Here is a 15,188-nt window from a genome sequence, read left to right as displayed (position 1 = left end):
GCCGTGTCTCAGTCCCAGTGTGGCTGATCATCCTCTCAGACCAGCTATAGATCGTAGTCTTGGTAGGCCATTACCCCACCAACAAACTAATCTAACGCGGGCCGATCCTTCACCGATAAATCTTTCCCCCGAAGGGCGTATACGGTATTACCTTCCGTTTCCAGAAGCTATTCCGTAGTGAAGGGCACGTTCCCACGCGTTACTCACCCGTCTGCCACTATGTCGTTCGACTTGCATGTGTTAAGCCTGCCGCCAGCGTTCGTTCTGAGCCAGAATCAAACTCTCAGGTTTGAGTGTTCGATCTGACGTTTAATGTCCATGGAAATTGGACAAGAATTGCTGATTGCAATTTGCGTTTTGACGGGAAACCCTCATCACAAACTATCCGGCCGAAACCGGACACATTATGAAAAGGTATTTCCTTGAAACGCATAACGTCATGATCGTCGTGGACCCCGGAGGGTCCGCAAGCAATTCATGCCGCCTGCGTTTCTCTTCCATATTCCTGCGATGTCAAACAGCTGGGCCAGAGGCCCGGCCCGGTCTGGAACCTCTCAGTTCCTCGCCGGAAGTGGCGGCTTATATGGGCCACCGTTTTTTCCGTCAACACCCTTTTTTGCGCTTTCTGCAGACATTCGCAGCGAACCGCGAAACCTGCAATTTTCAGCGCAGAACCGGGCTTTCGAATAGTGCCTCGAAGGCACCTTCTCAACCAGGTGAGCGTCTCAGGAGAGGGCGGCATATATGAGGCCGCTTCGTCTCCGTCAACACCCTTTTCTGCACCATCTGCAGCAACCGCCCGAAGGCAAGAAAACCGCAGATTTATGAAGCGCAATCCATCGCTCGGGGACAATAAACATCCCTTTGCTCCGGAAGGTCGTTTCCAAGAAGAGGCGGCTTTTATGAGCCAGTCTCGTTCCCGTCAACAACCCTTTTGCACTTCTTTGCAGCGATCAGGCAAAAGCCAGAAAAGCTACAAATTTGAAAGCACATCCCGGTTCAAAAAGCTCTTTCGAACTCATCTCCCCGGCGGGTCTCTCCAGAAGGAGTGCGGCTTCTATTCACCACCCTGCCTTCCGTCAACGACCCTTCTGCACTTTCCTACAGAATAATGGCACAAGGCCGTCATCCGTAGTTTTTTAGCGCAAAACACCGCCTTACCGAGCCACCTTGTGAGCGGCCCCGCAATGGCAGAGGCGTTTTAGATCGAAGCGACCATATAGTCTCTGTTCGGGGGGCTTGGCAAGCCTTAAATGTAGCCCCGCCGCAATTAATCTGCAGGACTAATGGCCCTTGATATATTCCGCCATCGCATTGGCCTCGGCTTTTGTCTCCTCGATCTTCCATTTGACGAGGTCACCGATCGACACAATGCCGGCCAGGCGGCCATCCCGCATGATCGGCAGATGGCGCACACGCCGGTCGGTCATCCGCCCAAGACACTGATCGATCGTTTCTTCCGGCGTTGCCGTGATGACGCCCCGGGTCATCGAGTTCTCCACGGTCATGCCGAGCGCGTCAGAGCCATGCCGGGCGACCTGACGCAAAATATCCCGTTCCGAAAGAACGCCGACCAGCCCGCCATCCTTCATGGCGACGATTGCCCCGATGCGGGCTTCGTCCAGGATAAGGGCGGCTTCCGCGAGAGTATTTTCGCCATCAATAGTGAATACGTCACCACCCTTGGTCTTCAGGATCTGCTCTATAAGCACGTTTATCCTCCCTGCTTTCTTATTTTCGGGACTCCTTAATAGCATAGGAGCCCGCGCACGCGAAGGCGGTGCTAATCGTAAGACGCGTGCCGAAAAGGCACAGAAATGTGCTCCAGGCGTGCATTAGCGGTTCAAATTCGCCTCATGGCCATTCCCCATCCACGCGAAATTGGTCCCACGTCCTCCCCTGAACTGGCACGCGCATTGCAACTGTCCGGGCAATCAACCCCAAAAGGGATCGGCAGATGAAACACAGAACTCAACTTCTTACCGGACTGATCGGGCTTGCGGCCGTAGCGGTTGCCCCGGCAGCAGCAGCGCAGGCAGCCTCTACGGTTTCCGAATTCGAGCGCCCCTACGGCATCGGATACGGTCAGGAAAGCCAGCCTTACTCGGCCCGCAGCCGTGACGCCAATAACAACCGGGTCGTCATCAATGGCCTCATCGGCGGCGGCACGGGGCTTGGTACAAGCCTCTATACAGGCTGGGGCCAGACTGACGGCGCCTCCGGAATGATCGGCAGCGGTACAGCTGTCGGCAACCAGCTCAATGTAATCACCAATGGCAACAACAACACGGTGATTATCGATTCCACGCAGATCAACAATGGCGACCAGTCGGTCGTTCTCAATGGGGAGCTCGACCTGCAATGATCACGCTCAGCAAACTTACAAAGCGTAGCCGGAACACCGCCTGTGGCGCGGCTCTCTCGGCAGCCCTCGTGACCACCGGTTGCGTTTCACCCGTCGCCGGCCCGAGCGGCCAGTATGCAAGCCCCATCGGAAACGCGCCGGTCACGGCCAATCCGACACCCTATTCCGAAGGGCTTGTCTGCATGGGCCATTATGCCCGCCAGTCCGGCTACCGGGCACCGCGCGTCGCAGTCGGCCGCATCCTTGATTACACAGGCAAGGCAGATCTCGAAGGTGGCCGCCGTGTTACCCAGGGTGCATCCCTGATGGCGATTTCGGCTTTTGCCAAATCTGGCGCCCGCCTCGTCGAACGATTCGATACCTCGGTGTCCGAGCTCGAACTCAAATATGCCAATAACAAGCTGATTGGTGACGAGACCCCGCAGAACTTCCGCAAGATCACGGCCGGCTCCATTCCGGGCTCCGATTTCTATCTTGTCGGCGGCATCACAGAGCTCAACTACAATATCCGCTCTGTCGGCGCAGAAGCGTTTGTCGGCGACCTTGATCCCACTGACGCCAAAGGCTCGATCGGTGGCAAGCTCTACGTCATCAATGTCGGTCTCGACCTGCGCCTGGTGGAAACCGAATCGCTCGAAGTGATCGACGTGATCTCTTACCAGAAGCAGATCATCGGCCGTGAAATCTCGCTCGGCATCTTCGATTTCGCCAATGGCAACGTCTTTGACGTGGGTGTCGGCGGCCGCGCACAGGAACCGATCCAGCTGGCCATCCGCTCGGTTGTGGAACGTGCTGTGCTGGAAATGATGTCAAATCTCTATGCCGTTCCGTCCAGCGATGTTTGCGGACAGACCGAGGGCGCCATCTCCACGAACGGCGTGACCGGTGATTTCGAACCGCAAGGCGGCGATCTTGAAGCCTATAACGGCCCGTCCCGTCAGGATGTTGCCGCATGGCATGACCAGCGTGATCCGGGCCTGCGCGGACGGAACTAGTCCGCCTGCCCCAAACCAGACCATCAAGGGAGGCTGAGTTGATCAGTTTCATGACCAGAATAGTAACGACGACAGCCCTGGCTTTAGCAGGCTCGGCAGCCGTCGCAGCAGCCCAGGACAGCGATGCCGAAACCGGTGTCATCGACCAGGTCCAGTTCGGTGATGTCTTCTCGAACATGGATGTCCAGGTTCCTGAATATACCGTCAATGCAGCATCCATGGCGACCACGATGGGCAACACCGCCTATGCGAGCAGGGTTTCCGGCGATGTGTCTGCCGAAATCTCACAGCAGTTCGATGCAGACGCCACGGCAGAGACCAGCCTCACCGGCACGACTGCGGGCAATGCCGTCACGAACACGATCTCTTATGGCAATGCTGCATCAGGCGGCACCGACTATGGCTATAATGACTATCGCGCCGAGCAGTCGGCGGCAGGTAACGTCAATGCCAGCACACGGATGGACCTGGACGGGGCCTATTATGCCAGCACCGGCACCACGGCCATCGCCAACGTCTCGAGCACGGACAATAATTTCGGCACCAGTGTGGCCGATCAGGTCCAGTCCAGTTCCGCCAATGTAACCGCGGAGACCGATGCCGATGTTCTGGTCAATGGCGGCTATACCAGCTACGCCACGACCGCGGGTGCCAATGCGACAACAGCCACGGGCTATACGAGCACCAACTACAATCGGGCCCGCCAGTCCACAGAGGCCGGCACGACCGTACAGGCCGCATCGGATGTTTACATGCAGGAGGCCACTGATGTCTCCGCAATATCCAGTGGGTTCGGGAACTCAGCCACGGTCCATAATGAGTGGGGCTATGCGACTCTCGGCGTGGAAGGCGCACCGACCGTACAAACCAATGCTGCCGATATCGACACGCAGAGTTATGTCACGCTCGACAACTGGTCCGGCTATGCCAGTTCTTCGGCCTATGGCGTCGGCAACTCCGCACTGATCTCGAATGTCGGCTCCGACACGGCCATTTATGCCGACCAGTACAATTCTGGCACAGTCGGCACCCAGGCGAGTTTCAACGGCCAGTCCATGACCGGTGGCACAGGGGCTGTTACGGCCTCCTCGATCGGCAATGCCGCGAGCGCGACGGTCTGCAACTATTGCAGCGACGGTGCCGTTGGCGGCCGAATCAACCAGACCAATGACGGCAACACCTATGCTTACGGCCAGACGACCAGCTCCGGCGGCACCATTTCCGGTTCCGCCACAGCGATAGGCAACTCGGCCACACTACAATCGGCCGGGGACTAAACTCCAAGGCTGAGGATCTGCCGATCCGGACCCCCGCCCTCACACGGCGGGGGTTTTTTCGATTCTGGACAAGATGCATGACAGGTCTATCTGCCTGTAAATGCTCATACGCCTGTTTCTTATACTGATCGCCATAATGTTCCTGGCATTTGGCCTGTGGTCCATCAGTGATCCGCTCGCCATGACCTCACGCCTCGATGTCGATGTGAGTGGGCCCAATGCCCTGTTCGAAATGCGCGGCATCTTCGGCGGGGTCAGCCTTGGCGCGGCCATGCTGACAGCCGCAGGTGCGATCAACCCGCCACGATTCGAGCGCCCGGCGCTCTTCTTCCTGCTGGTCTATATGGGGGGCTATACCCTTGCGCGATTCGTATCGCTCATTCTGGGGGACGCCCCCACTTCCAGCGGCTGGACATTCGCCAGTTTCGAAGTCGTCAGCTTCATACTTGCCTGCATCGCCCTGAAGGCCCGGTCGAATCATGCGGCATGAAAAAAGCCCCGCTGGATAGCGGGGCTTTCTCCGTTAACAGTAAGTGCAGGTGCCTAGAAGTTCACTTTCAGCTCAGCACCATACATGGCCGGCACACCCGGATAGACCGCGTTTGTCCCGGTCTGCTCCGGTACGCCGAAGGCGACCATGCCGTAATACTCGTCAGTGATGTTCTCACCAAAGACAGAGAATTCCCAGCGTCCGTCTGCCGACTGGATACCAGCCCGCGCGCCGACGAGTACATAGCCGTCATTATCGGTCAGCCCGCGCGATGTCTCTGCCAGAGCCGATTCTGAATTGTAGCGGGCATTCAGGTGCAGGCGCCCATTCAGCGATTCGGAGAGGCCGAACACATATGTACCCTGCGTCGTCACGACATGCTCCGGCACATTGGTCAGCTGCACACCGCCTGCTGCCAGCGCCTGAACACCACCCGTACCATCCGGCACAGTGATTCCATCCTTGCGCTCGGCCTTGGTGTAGGCATAGCCGCCCTGGAGCGTCAGGCCCTCGACCGGAGAGAGCGAGCCATCAAGCTCGAGGCCATAGCTTTCCACATCCGAATTGAATGTGCGGAAATTGGAGCCGCTGAACAGGTTCTCCTGGAAGTCCGACACATCCTGATAGAAAAGCGCACCATTCAGTGTCGCATTGGCATTCGGGAAACTTGCCTTCCAGCCAAGCTCATAGGCGTCGACGGTTTCTGCCTCGAACTTGAGGTCTGATGGCTGAGCCCCATCCCCACCAAAGAGGACACTGTCAAAGCCCTGACGGTCAAGGTTGTAACCGCCCGCCTTGTAGCCTCGTGAATAAGAGGCATAGGTCATGAAGTCCGGTGTGAACTCATAGGCGAGTTTCGCAGTGCCGCTCAGCGTCGTATCATCGAAACTGTCACTGTCGGTCCCGTTGAACTCAGTATTGATAGCCGGATTGCAGACCAGCAGCGCAAGCTGACCCAGCGCCTGGGCCACACCGGGCTGCTGGGCAAAGAAGCTGCATGGCGTGACGGTTCCGTTGAGATCGTACTCGATCTCTTTCTCCTCATAATTCGCACGCAGGCCGAACGTCGCCGTCAGGCGATCGGAAACGGCGTACTCATTATGCGTAAACAGGGCGAATGCATTGGTGGTCTGTTCCCAGTTGTCGCTGTTCTGGCCCTGCCCAGGCTGAAAACCGGGCACGAAGAACGGCACCGACCCGGGTGTTCCGGGCGGAACAGGCTGGCCTGTAGCCGGATCTATATTGCCAAGCAGGGACGGGATTTGCGTCCCCGTCGGATCAAGACTGCCGAAAATCTGCCCACCGGCAGCGCCTGCCGCCACGAGGTCGGTATAGAGATTGGCCTGTGTGCCAACGCGGATCGTATCGGTATAGGTCGTCTTCTGGTTCATGTAGAAGGCACCGACCAGCCAGTCGAGATTGCCATACGTGTCCTGAAGGCGGACTTCCTGCGTGAAGGTCTCAATCACCAATTGTCGTGCCATCTCGATAGGCACGGTCGATGCCGGAAAAGTCGATATCCTGGTCGCGCAGCGCGTCCCAGTCACGATAGGAGGTGATCGAAACAAGATTCGTTCCGTCAAAGACCTCATTGCGGTATTCCGCAGAAATCCCCCATTCCTCGACATCGTCGGAGACATCACGGTTCGGCGAAATCGCTACTTTATACTCATCCGGTGATGCATCCGGTATACCGACAAGCCCGGCCATCGCCGCGCCAGCATTCACGGCAGCACCAAGCGGTCCTGGATTGAAGTTCACACCAACACAGCAGTCTTCATTGGTACGGGCCACATCGCCGATAACCCGCAAGCTGGCCTGATCCTGTTCGAACAGAAGCTGCCCGCGGGCAAGGAAACGGTTGAGATTGTTGAATTCGCGGCCCGAATTGACGTCATCAATGTAGCCGTCACGTGCCCGGCGCAGCACGTCCACACGCGCAGCAACATTATCCGCAATCGGGCCTGTCGCCATGGCCTCGACATCATACATATTGTAATTGCCGGCACCGATCTGGACATAGGCCTCGGGATCGAATTGCGGCTTTGCAGTATTCACCGAAACAACACCGGCAGAGGTGTTGCGGCCAAACAGCGTCCCCTGCGGACCACGCAGCACTTCGAGGCTGGAAAGTTCTGGCATCTCTGACAGGGCGATCCCTGTCTTGGTGCGATAGACACCGTCGATCACGACCCCGACAGCCGGTTCGAAGCCGGGGTTGTTCGATCCGGTCCCAACACCACGAATCGAGATGCTCGTGCCCGAAGCTGCTGATTCCGTCTGGGAAATCTGCACGGTCGGAGCGATCTGCTCGATATCGTTCAGGCGCGCCACGCCTGTATCTTCCAGCAGGGCTGCATCGAAGGCGGTCACTGCAACCGGTACATCCTGCACCGTCGTGCCAGCCCGTCGCGTTGCTTCAACAACAACGCTGTTCAGGCGGCGCTGACTGTCATTTGCGCCTTCTTCCTGCTGTGTCTCATCCTCCTGGGCCTGCGCAGTGGCGACCGGGGCCATTGCCAGGGCCGCAAATCCTACCCCAAGGCACAAGGCGCTCCTGAAAGTCGATTGGGGGTTGAAAGCTCTGGGAGCTAACTTCATCTCACGTCTCCTCAAATGATCATTTTATTATGATTGGCGAGCCTCTTACGGACTCTAGATCGCCACTAGCAAAGCCATGCAATAACGCAACCCAGCCACTTTGTCGCACGGCATTAAATCAGAGTAAGAATTTGAGACAATTCCAAAAAAAGCCCCGCCAAAACAGCGGGGCTTTCTCTTGTTGTGCTGTCGTTGCAACAGTCTGAGCAAGACCGGTTCTTAGTATACTCCTTGCCCGACACCGCCATCGAAAACCATCGATTTCGCTTCGGCTGCCCGCACGCGTTCGACTTCGCGAGTCACTTCCTTCATCACGGTCCGCTGATGCGGGATGCACACCTTTTCGGCCGCCTTGCTCTCGATGACTTTTATACCCGGGCCATACCGGCGCAGCAGCGAACGTTCATTACAGTTGCGCTGAGGTGTTTCCGGCTGGCAGGTCAGCTGACCGCCCGTGCCATATACAAGCGCCTCACCCTTTGCGCAGGACAGGGTTCTGCCGTGATCAAAGCTGGCTTCCCCAGCCTCAATACCGCCAATCGTCACCTGCATGCGCGTTCCTGCCATGCAGCGGAAGAGCTCACCTTCGTAACTTGCAGGGACAGACTGCCCCGATTCGACCTGTGAAGCCGGATGCGGTGCGCCCTTGTCATCGATGCACACAGCCTGAACGGCCTTATGAACCGTACGGTAGCTGACTTCATCGACGCAGTATTCCTCGAGGGTCGGAACCTGTTCTGTCACGGTTTCGGTATAGGTTTCAGCACCGCCCTCGACATTCAGGGCATCAATCGCCGTAGTCGCTACGGCAGAAGCACCACCGAAACCGCCACCGCCGCCACTTGCGAAAGCGACCACATCACTGGATGCCGACGCCCCTGCTGAAACATTGAGGTGGCTTTCGGCCGAAACATTCACGCGTACGCCATGCACATTCACATTGACGCCCGGCACAACGACCTTGTGTCCCCGCCCGACCGTACAGCAAGGCGTCTTCGGTTTCGGATTATAAGTCGGTGGAGGCGGCGGGGGTGGCTTACAGCTATTGCAACCATGCCCCCCACCGGAACCGCCTGCAAATGCGACGCTACCGCCAATAACAAGCAGGGTTGCCAGGCCAGCACCGCCTGCCAGAATGTTTCGTGTTGAAACGCGCATGAAATGTCTCCGTGGCTCTTCGCCTGACAAGATGCATGTTCCGTGCCGTTTCTCGCGCCAATCGGGAAAAATGTCCCATTCACGCAATCGCAACACCCTTAAAACAGCCCGGAGACTGGCCCGGTCTTTGCGACAGGTCGCTTCAACGCGGCATCCATCCGCACAGACACAAACCGCAATAGCCCAGAAGAGGCCCGCATGCTGGACACTACGCTTCACCCCAACAGCCAGACCCTCCTTTCAGCCTGGCAGCGCATGCACGCGCCTTCCAATGACGGGGTGGACGGACCGACGACACAGGATCATCCCGATCTCGTCTCGCGTCTCTTCGTCCTTCAGGATGCCAGCAATGACGACTGGGTGTTCCGAACGGCCGGCGCACAGATCGAAGTGTCGCTCGGTCGGCAGCTGGCCGATTACAACTTCCTCGGCTTCTGGACGGGCCACGATCGTGAAATGCTGTCGCTCCTGCTGAAATCCGCACTCCAGGCCCGCAAACCGGGAATCGTGCGGGCCAGCGCAGAAAACCTTACCGGCGAACGGCTCGACGTCGAGCTGATCCTCGCGCCTCTGGCCAGCCCGCCCCATCTCGATGGAGGCGCACGCGTCCTGGGCCTTTACCAGACCCTTGGCGGCGAGCACCGCCTCAAGGGCCGTCCGGTCTGGCGTCATCGCCTGACCGCCGTATTCCCGCCAGACCTCAGACGCGAAGAACCACGTGTGAAAATTGTCGCCAGCAACGACTAGGGCGCACGCTTAGCCGTCGATGCGCTTCAGGCCTTTCTTGAAGCGTTTCCAGTTGTCGACATAAACCTGCGCAGACCCCTTGATCACCTGAACCTGTTCGGGCGTCAGTTCTTTCACGACCTTGCCCGGCGCGCCCATGACGAGCGAATTATCGGGAATTTCCTTGCCTTCCGGGATCAGGGAATGGGCCCCTATGATACAGTTCTTGCCGATCCTGGCACCATTGAGGATGGTCGAACCGATACCGATCAGCGTCTCGTCAGCAATGGTACAGCCATGAAGCATCACCATGTGACCGACCGTGACGTCCTTGCCGATGGTCAGCGGGACACCATGATCGGTATGCAGGACCGAATTGTCCTGAATGTTGGAGTTCTCGCCAATCTCGATCGGGTCATTATCTCCACGCAGGACGGAATTGAACCAGACGCTTGCATTTTCCTTCAGGATGACCCGTCCGAGGACAGTCGCATTCTCGGCCACCCAGTAGTTTCCGCTGTCGGGCGTTACCGGCCTGACGCCATCGAGATCGTAAAGTGCCATTTGTTCAATCCTCCTGGATTTTTTTCGTTTCGCCGGCGGATTGTCTGGTTAATCCGCCTTTAACCCTGCTATCCTCTAATCGTTGAGAGATTCGGGAGGCAAGTGCCGATGGCCCCAAGACCGTCTCTGCCAGATACACCGCCCGGCCCTGCCGATGGGCCCGGTGCCTCCTTTTCCCCCGCTTTCCGCCGCCGCCGCGCATTATGCCCGGCGGTTTTTTTATGCCCAAAATGGAGAACCTCACATGGGTAAGAAAGCCTCTGCAAAGCGTCAGCGTGCCAATGCCGAACTGGAAGCCATGGGCTTCTTTCCGGAACTGGGAGGGAAATCGCGCAATGAGGCCCGGCTGTATGCCATCCAGGGCGGGTGGCATCCCGACGATGCCGACAAGATAAGAAATCCGAATACGCCACGCGACCAGCGTTACCAGAAAAACATCAAACCGCGATCAGAAAATCAGGCCCGCCTGATGAACGCGCTCGATACGAAGTCGCTCGTCTGCGCCCTTGGCCCGGCGGGAACCGGCAAGACATATCTTGCCATCTGCAAGGCGGTCGAAGCGCTTCAGAAGGGCAAGGTTGCCCGCATCATCCTGTCACGTCCGGCCGTAGAAGCCGGTGAGCAGATCGGCTTTCTGCCGGGCGCTATGGAAGACAAGCTCGCGCCATACCTGCGCCCGCTCTATGACGCCCTGGCTGACAGGCTGTCACCCCAGCAGCTCAAGCACATGATGGGCGAAGGCCTTATCGAGATTGCACCGATTGGCTTCATGCGCGGACGCACACTGAACAATGCTTTCGTGGTCATCGATGAAGCCCAGAACTGCACCTACACCCAACTCAAGATGCTGCTCACCCGGCTTGGCTGGCACTCGACAATGGCCGTCACGGGCGACCCGGCCCAGACCGACCTCCTGCCCGAGCTTTCAGGCCTTGGCCAGGCAGCAACGAAACTGGAGAACCTTCCCGATGCCGAAGTCGTTTACCTCGAAGGCAAGGACATCGTGCGCCACCCGCTCGTGGCCCAGATGCTGGATGTCCTGTAGCAGAGACACACTGATATAACCGGACCGGGCGGCCAGAACGGCCGCCCGTTTTCTATTCGGACGCTGGGCTGACCTCTTCATACAGCCATGCGCCAGCCTGACTAACACTCTGGCGTTCAAGATCGACCTTCGAGTTTGCGGCCCGCATAAGCTCGGTGCTGATCGCCCCCTGCAGAGGTTCCAGAGCATTGAGAAGCGCCGCACTCTCCTGAGCCTCGGGCGAGAGAAGAATGAAAGCATCATAGGGCGGCAATACTGACAATGTGTCTTCCAGAAGCACCAGGTCGAACGCGTCGATGCGGCCATCCGTTGTATAGGCTGTGACAAGATCGACTTCGCCATTCTTCACCGCATCGTACATGAAGGCGGAATCCATGCTGCGGGGGTCAAGCGATTGAAGGCCATACGCATCGCGTGTCCGCGTCCATTCAGACCGGCCGAAGAACTCCGGATCGCTGGCAATCGCCAGGTCCTTGCCCGACAGGTCTGCTATGGTTTCCAGCTGATTGCCTGCCGCCGTCTGCGGGCTGGTCGCAAAAGCATAAGCATTCTCGAAACCGAGCTTGCCGAACGCCATGACACCGCGCTCATTCAGCAGCCATGCACTCACCCGGGCATACATCGCAGAGCGCTGGGCCGGGTCATCGCGCTTCATCAAGGCCGCCCAGATCGTGCCGGTATAATCGACATAGACATCGACCTCCCCGCTCGCGAGTGCATCGAAGGCGACCGTGGTGCCCAGGCCATCGCGGATTTCAACCCTTGCGCCTTTCGCTTCGAGGGTACGTTTCAGGAGATCCGCAAGGATATATTGCTCCGTGAACCCCTTCGCACCGATAGTAATTGTCTGGCCTTCGAGAGAAACAGTTGCCGCAGGACGCTCCGGATTTCCGGCAGCCCTCCTGCTTGTACCTCCCTCCACGAACAGGCTGAGCGCCGGTGCAATCACAAGCGCAAGCCCGATACCACCTGCCAGGGCATGACGGCGTGAGCGCTTCAGGGCTGCCTTCTCGAACTGCCCGATCACCTGATCCAGAGCCAGCGCCAGCGCGGCCGAAATGAGACAGCCGAAAAGCACCGCATCCCAGTTGCGCGTCTGAAGGCCCTGGAAAATATAGTTGCCGAGGCTTCTTGCTCCGACAGGCGTAGACAGGGTCGCCGTTCCGACAACCCAGGCGGAAGCGGTTCTCAACCCCGCCACGATGACAGGTGCCGCCAGTGGCAGGTCAATCTCGCGCAGACGCTGGTTCGCCGTCATCCCAACCGCCAGCGCAGCTTCGCGGACATCCTGGTCTACGCCCTGAAGCCCCACGATCGTATTTCTGAGTATGGGCAGAATGGAATAGAGCGAGAGCGCTGTGAATGCCGGCCAGAAGCCGATCATCCCGCCCATGAGTGGAACCATCAGGGCCAGCAGGGCCAGTCCCGGAATGGTCTGCACGACACTCGCCGCGGCCAGGGCCGGGCCTGCAAACACCTGACGGCGCGCAACAAGTGTGCCCAATGGCACGGAAATTATGAGTCCCATCAGGAGCGCGCCAAGCGCAAGCCTCAGATGCCCGGCATAATGGCCCGGAAAGACGGCCCATTCCTCTGCGAACAGACCGCTCACGAACCGCCCTCCCCGAAAGCCCTTCCGACAGTCGCCGCCATCAGGCGCGGTGCAGCCAGCAAATCTTCAACCACTTTGTTTGCAGGCGAGGCAATCAGGTCCCGGGCCGTGCCAGTCTGGACGATCCGTCCACCATCCATCACGGCGATCCGGTCAGCCAGGCGCAAAGCCTCCCCGAAATCATGCGTCACGAGTACGGAGGCAAAACCAAGCTCACGCCTGAGCCTGGCAATATCTGCGATCAGGCCATCCTTTGTCAGTGGGTCGAGCGCGGCAAAAGGCTCATCCATCAGCACGATATCCGGTTCTCCGGCGAGCGCGCGGGCCAGCCCGATACGTTGGCGCTGGCCACCAGACAGCTCTGCCGGATAGCGGTGAGCATAGTCACGTGCCGGCAGTCCGACCATGTCGAGAAGCTCGTGCAGCTTGGCCTGCTGGCGTGCCCTGTCCCAGCCAAGAAGGCCTGGCGTCACAAGCACATTCTCCGCAACGGTTTTGTGCGGAAAAAGCCCGGCATTCTGGATGACGAATCCGATACGGCGTCGCCATTCATGCCCGGCCATGCCGGAAGCAACCGCCCCGTCGAGTTCCACGACGCCATTATCCGGCTCGATCAGCCGGTTCAGCATCTTCAGTGTCGTGGTCTTGCCGCAGCCGGAGTGGCCGATCAGGGCGAGGGTTTCACCTGCCTTGAGCTCAAAGCTCACCTGATCGACAGCTACCGTGTCCGCAAAGGTCTTGGTGAGCCGGTCAGCACGCAGAAGCATGGCGGCTCCCCTTCAGGCTCAGCCTGTAATGTCTTCAGACAGTACCGTCATCTGGAACTGGTAGGCGACTTCGCCTTCATCCACATCCTTGTAGATCACGGCGATAAACTCTGCCCCGAGATAGACCTCGACTGAGTCATCAGTCTGTGTACGCGTCACAAGCCGGATGCCCGGATTGAGTTTTTCCTTGAGGTAGGACTCCAGACGAAGTGTCTCTTCCTTTTCCATTCCTGTCTCCTGTCTCTTTCCGGCTCAAGGCCTTACGCCATAAGACGGCGAGCTTAAATGCCGGGCGGGCTTTTTTGTCAGCTTCACCCATATACAAACACAGTATCAGGCTGCCGTTTTCGGGCTTGCCTCTTCCGGAGGATTAACCAGGCGCCACAACCCGGCACAGAACCAGAAGACAAACTCCACAACCGCACGGGCAATCAACGTCATAACGATCCCGAATATCGTATTCTCGTTGACCAGTGTCCGGAAGAGGAACTTCCCCCGGTCATCCATGTCCGGATCGCGGATCTGTCCTTCGATCCAGTTGGTGAAATCCGACAGACGGTTCAGTTGCTCGGGGAAATACGCGAAACCGAGCATAAGAAGGAAAATCACCGTGAAGAAGGTGATGAAGATTTTCGACGTGACGAGCGAAAACCCTCCGAGCAGTTTCAGCATGGCACGTATCCTTGTCAGCCCGGCGTGAGCTTAAGCCCACGCAGCGACAAATACCAAGCCGTGTTATTTTCCGTCGGGTATGGTCTGGTCCATGTCGCGGGCAGGCTGGCTGCCTTCCCCGCCAACCGCCTTGGCTGGAACACCTGCAACGGTCGTACGCGCCGGCACATCCTTGAGCACGACACTGCCGGCGGCGATCTTCACCTCGTCGCCAATCGTTATATTGCCAAGCACCTTGGCCCCGACAGAAACGAGAACGCCCTTGCCGATCTTGGGGTGACGGTCTCCGACTTCCTTGCCTGTCCCGCCGAGGGTCACGCCCTGCAGTATCGAGCAGCCATCGCCGACAACAGCGGTTTCACCGATCGTGATGCTTGAGGCATGGTCGAGCATCACGCTCTTGCCCATTTTAACCGCCGGATGAATGTCTACGCTAAACAGCTCATTCGCACGGGACTGGAAATGGAAAGCCAGCGTTTCGCGGCCTTCACGCCAGAGCCTGTGAGCTATCCGGTGGGTCTGGAGGGCCAGAAACCCCTTGAAGAAGAGGAAGGGCTGGAGCATCCCGCGGCAGGCTGGGTCGCGTTCCAGGACAGCTTGCATGTCGAGTTCGGCAGCCTCCACCAGCGCGTGCTCATGTTCATAAACTGTCGCGATAATGTGTCGGATCTGCTGGGCGCCCATTTCCGCACCCGCGAGTTTCTCAGCCAGGTGGAAAGCAAGTGCCTGGCAGATCGTATCGTGCGAAAGAATGGCTGCATCGAGATAACTTGCCAGTGCCGGCTCATCAGCAGCAGCTGCCTTGGCTTCGAATCTCAATCGCTTCCAGGGCGGCGGCGGAGCGCCAATATCGGGATTGTCAGCCATGGTTACCGCCTCCGTGTCCGGAGAGTTGAAGTGGCAAGTTCTCATGGCC

At 58.2% G+C, this 15,188-nt stretch carries 16 protein-coding genes and 1 rRNA gene; 6 read left to right on the top strand and 11 right to left on the bottom strand.

Annotated features, from left to right (window positions below; translation table 11 throughout):
* Both Q1K31_RS13185 and Q1K31_RS13180 read right to left on the bottom strand, forming a co-directional pair.
* Positions 1 to 291, bottom strand: a 16S ribosomal RNA gene (locus tag Q1K31_RS13185); the annotation flags it as partial.
* 992 nt (positions 292 to 1,283) lie between these two features.
* A complete protein-coding gene (locus Q1K31_RS13180; RefSeq protein ID WP_300380365.1) occupies positions 1,284 to 1,712 on the bottom strand; it encodes a CBS domain-containing protein in 429 nt (142 codons plus the stop codon).
* Between the two features lie 245 nt (positions 1,713 to 1,957).
* Here Q1K31_RS13180 and hfaA point away from each other — a divergent pair, with 245 nt between their 5' ends.
* From hfaA to Q1K31_RS13160, 4 genes are all read left to right on the top strand, one after another.
* Positions 1,958 to 2,365 (top strand): holdfast anchoring protein HfaA, encoded by a 408-nt coding sequence (hfaA, locus tag Q1K31_RS13175; protein ID WP_300380362.1) that lies wholly within the window; start codon positions 1,958 to 1,960, stop codon positions 2,363 to 2,365.
* Positions 2,362 to 3,360: a holdfast anchoring protein HfaB gene (gene hfaB, locus Q1K31_RS13170; protein WP_300380360.1), complete on the top strand. Its 999-nt coding sequence runs from the start codon at positions 2,362 to 2,364 to the stop codon at positions 3,358 to 3,360. The genes hfaA and hfaB overlap by 4 nt, the downstream gene beginning before the upstream one ends.
* Before the next feature lie 50 nt (positions 3,361 to 3,410).
* Positions 3,411 to 4,637, top strand: coding sequence for a holdfast anchor protein HfaD (gene hfaD, locus Q1K31_RS13165; RefSeq protein WP_300380357.1), 1,227 nt, complete (start codon positions 3,411 to 3,413; stop codon positions 4,635 to 4,637).
* 100 nt (positions 4,638 to 4,737) lie between these two features.
* On the top strand, positions 4,738 to 5,127 hold the full coding sequence (locus tag Q1K31_RS13160; RefSeq protein WP_300380355.1) for a DUF4345 family protein: 390 nt from the start codon (positions 4,738 to 4,740) through the stop codon (positions 5,125 to 5,127).
* A 53-nt stretch (positions 5,128 to 5,180) separates the two neighbouring features.
* Here Q1K31_RS13160 and Q1K31_RS13155 read toward each other — a convergent pair whose 3' ends face one another.
* The 3 genes from Q1K31_RS13155 to Q1K31_RS13145 form a co-directional block, all read right to left on the bottom strand.
* Positions 5,181 to 6,611: a TonB-dependent receptor gene (locus Q1K31_RS13155; RefSeq protein WP_300380352.1), complete on the bottom strand. Its 1,431-nt coding sequence runs from the start codon at positions 6,609 to 6,611 to the stop codon at positions 5,181 to 5,183.
* On the bottom strand, positions 6,589 to 7,728 hold the full coding sequence (locus tag Q1K31_RS13150; protein WP_300380349.1) for a TonB-dependent receptor: 1,140 nt from the start codon (positions 7,726 to 7,728) through the stop codon (positions 6,589 to 6,591). Before Q1K31_RS13150 ends, Q1K31_RS13155 begins: the two co-directional genes overlap by 23 nt.
* Positions 7,729 to 7,947: 219 nt before the next feature.
* The gene (locus tag Q1K31_RS13145; protein ID WP_300380346.1) at positions 7,948 to 8,886 is read right to left on the bottom strand and encodes a hypothetical protein; all 939 of its coding nucleotides are present in this window, start codon (positions 8,884 to 8,886) and stop codon (positions 7,948 to 7,950) included.
* A gap of 198 nt (positions 8,887 to 9,084) precedes the next feature.
* On the opposite strand from Q1K31_RS13145, the gene Q1K31_RS13140 reads away from it, so the two are divergent.
* Positions 9,085 to 9,633, top strand: a complete 549-nt coding sequence (locus Q1K31_RS13140) for a PAS domain-containing protein (RefSeq protein ID WP_300380343.1) — start codon at positions 9,085 to 9,087, stop codon at positions 9,631 to 9,633.
* A gap of 9 nt (positions 9,634 to 9,642) precedes the next feature.
* On the opposite strand, the gene Q1K31_RS13135 is transcribed toward Q1K31_RS13140, so the two are convergent.
* Positions 9,643 to 10,176: a gamma carbonic anhydrase family protein gene (locus tag Q1K31_RS13135; RefSeq protein ID WP_300380340.1), complete on the bottom strand. Its 534-nt coding sequence runs from the start codon at positions 10,174 to 10,176 to the stop codon at positions 9,643 to 9,645.
* A 244-nt stretch (positions 10,177 to 10,420) separates the two neighbouring features.
* On the opposite strand from Q1K31_RS13135, the gene Q1K31_RS13130 reads away from it, so the two are divergent.
* Positions 10,421 to 11,221 carry a PhoH family protein gene (locus Q1K31_RS13130; protein WP_300380337.1) on the top strand — a complete coding sequence of 267 codons (801 nt, stop codon included), beginning with the start codon at positions 10,421 to 10,423 and terminating at the stop codon, positions 11,219 to 11,221.
* A 52-nt stretch (positions 11,222 to 11,273) separates the two neighbouring features.
* Here the strand turns inward: Q1K31_RS13130 and Q1K31_RS13125 are convergent, their stop codons facing one another.
* The 5 genes from Q1K31_RS13125 to cysE all read right to left on the bottom strand — a co-directional run bounded on the left by Q1K31_RS13125 (position 11,274) and on the right by cysE (position 15,139).
* On the bottom strand, positions 11,274 to 12,833 hold the full coding sequence (locus Q1K31_RS13125; protein WP_300380334.1) for an ABC transporter permease/substrate-binding protein: 1,560 nt from the start codon (positions 12,831 to 12,833) through the stop codon (positions 11,274 to 11,276).
* Complete coding sequence (locus Q1K31_RS13120) at positions 12,830 to 13,600, bottom strand: ABC transporter ATP-binding protein (protein WP_300380331.1); 771 nt, start codon at positions 13,598 to 13,600, stop codon at positions 12,830 to 12,832. Before Q1K31_RS13120 ends, Q1K31_RS13125 begins: the two co-directional genes overlap by 4 nt.
* An 18-nt stretch (positions 13,601 to 13,618) precedes the next feature.
* Entirely contained in the window at positions 13,619 to 13,828 is a 210-nt protein-coding gene (locus Q1K31_RS13115; RefSeq protein ID WP_300380328.1) for a DUF3126 family protein, read from the bottom strand.
* Positions 13,829 to 13,933: 105 nt separating this feature from the next.
* Positions 13,934 to 14,272 (bottom strand): hypothetical protein, encoded by a 339-nt coding sequence (locus tag Q1K31_RS13110; RefSeq protein WP_300380325.1) that lies wholly within the window; start codon positions 14,270 to 14,272, stop codon positions 13,934 to 13,936.
* A 63-nt stretch (positions 14,273 to 14,335) separates the two neighbouring features.
* Positions 14,336 to 15,139: a serine O-acetyltransferase gene (gene cysE, locus Q1K31_RS13105; RefSeq protein ID WP_300380322.1), complete on the bottom strand. Its 804-nt coding sequence runs from the start codon at positions 15,137 to 15,139 to the stop codon at positions 14,336 to 14,338.
* Positions 15,140 to 15,188 lie beyond the last annotated feature (49 nt).

This window comes from Henriciella sp., from assembly GCF_029936995.1.
Classification (GTDB): Bacteria; Pseudomonadota; Alphaproteobacteria; order Caulobacterales; family Hyphomonadaceae; genus Henriciella.
Note: the sequence above shows the minus strand (reverse complement) of the source record. Positions and strands in the feature narration are given on the sequence as shown.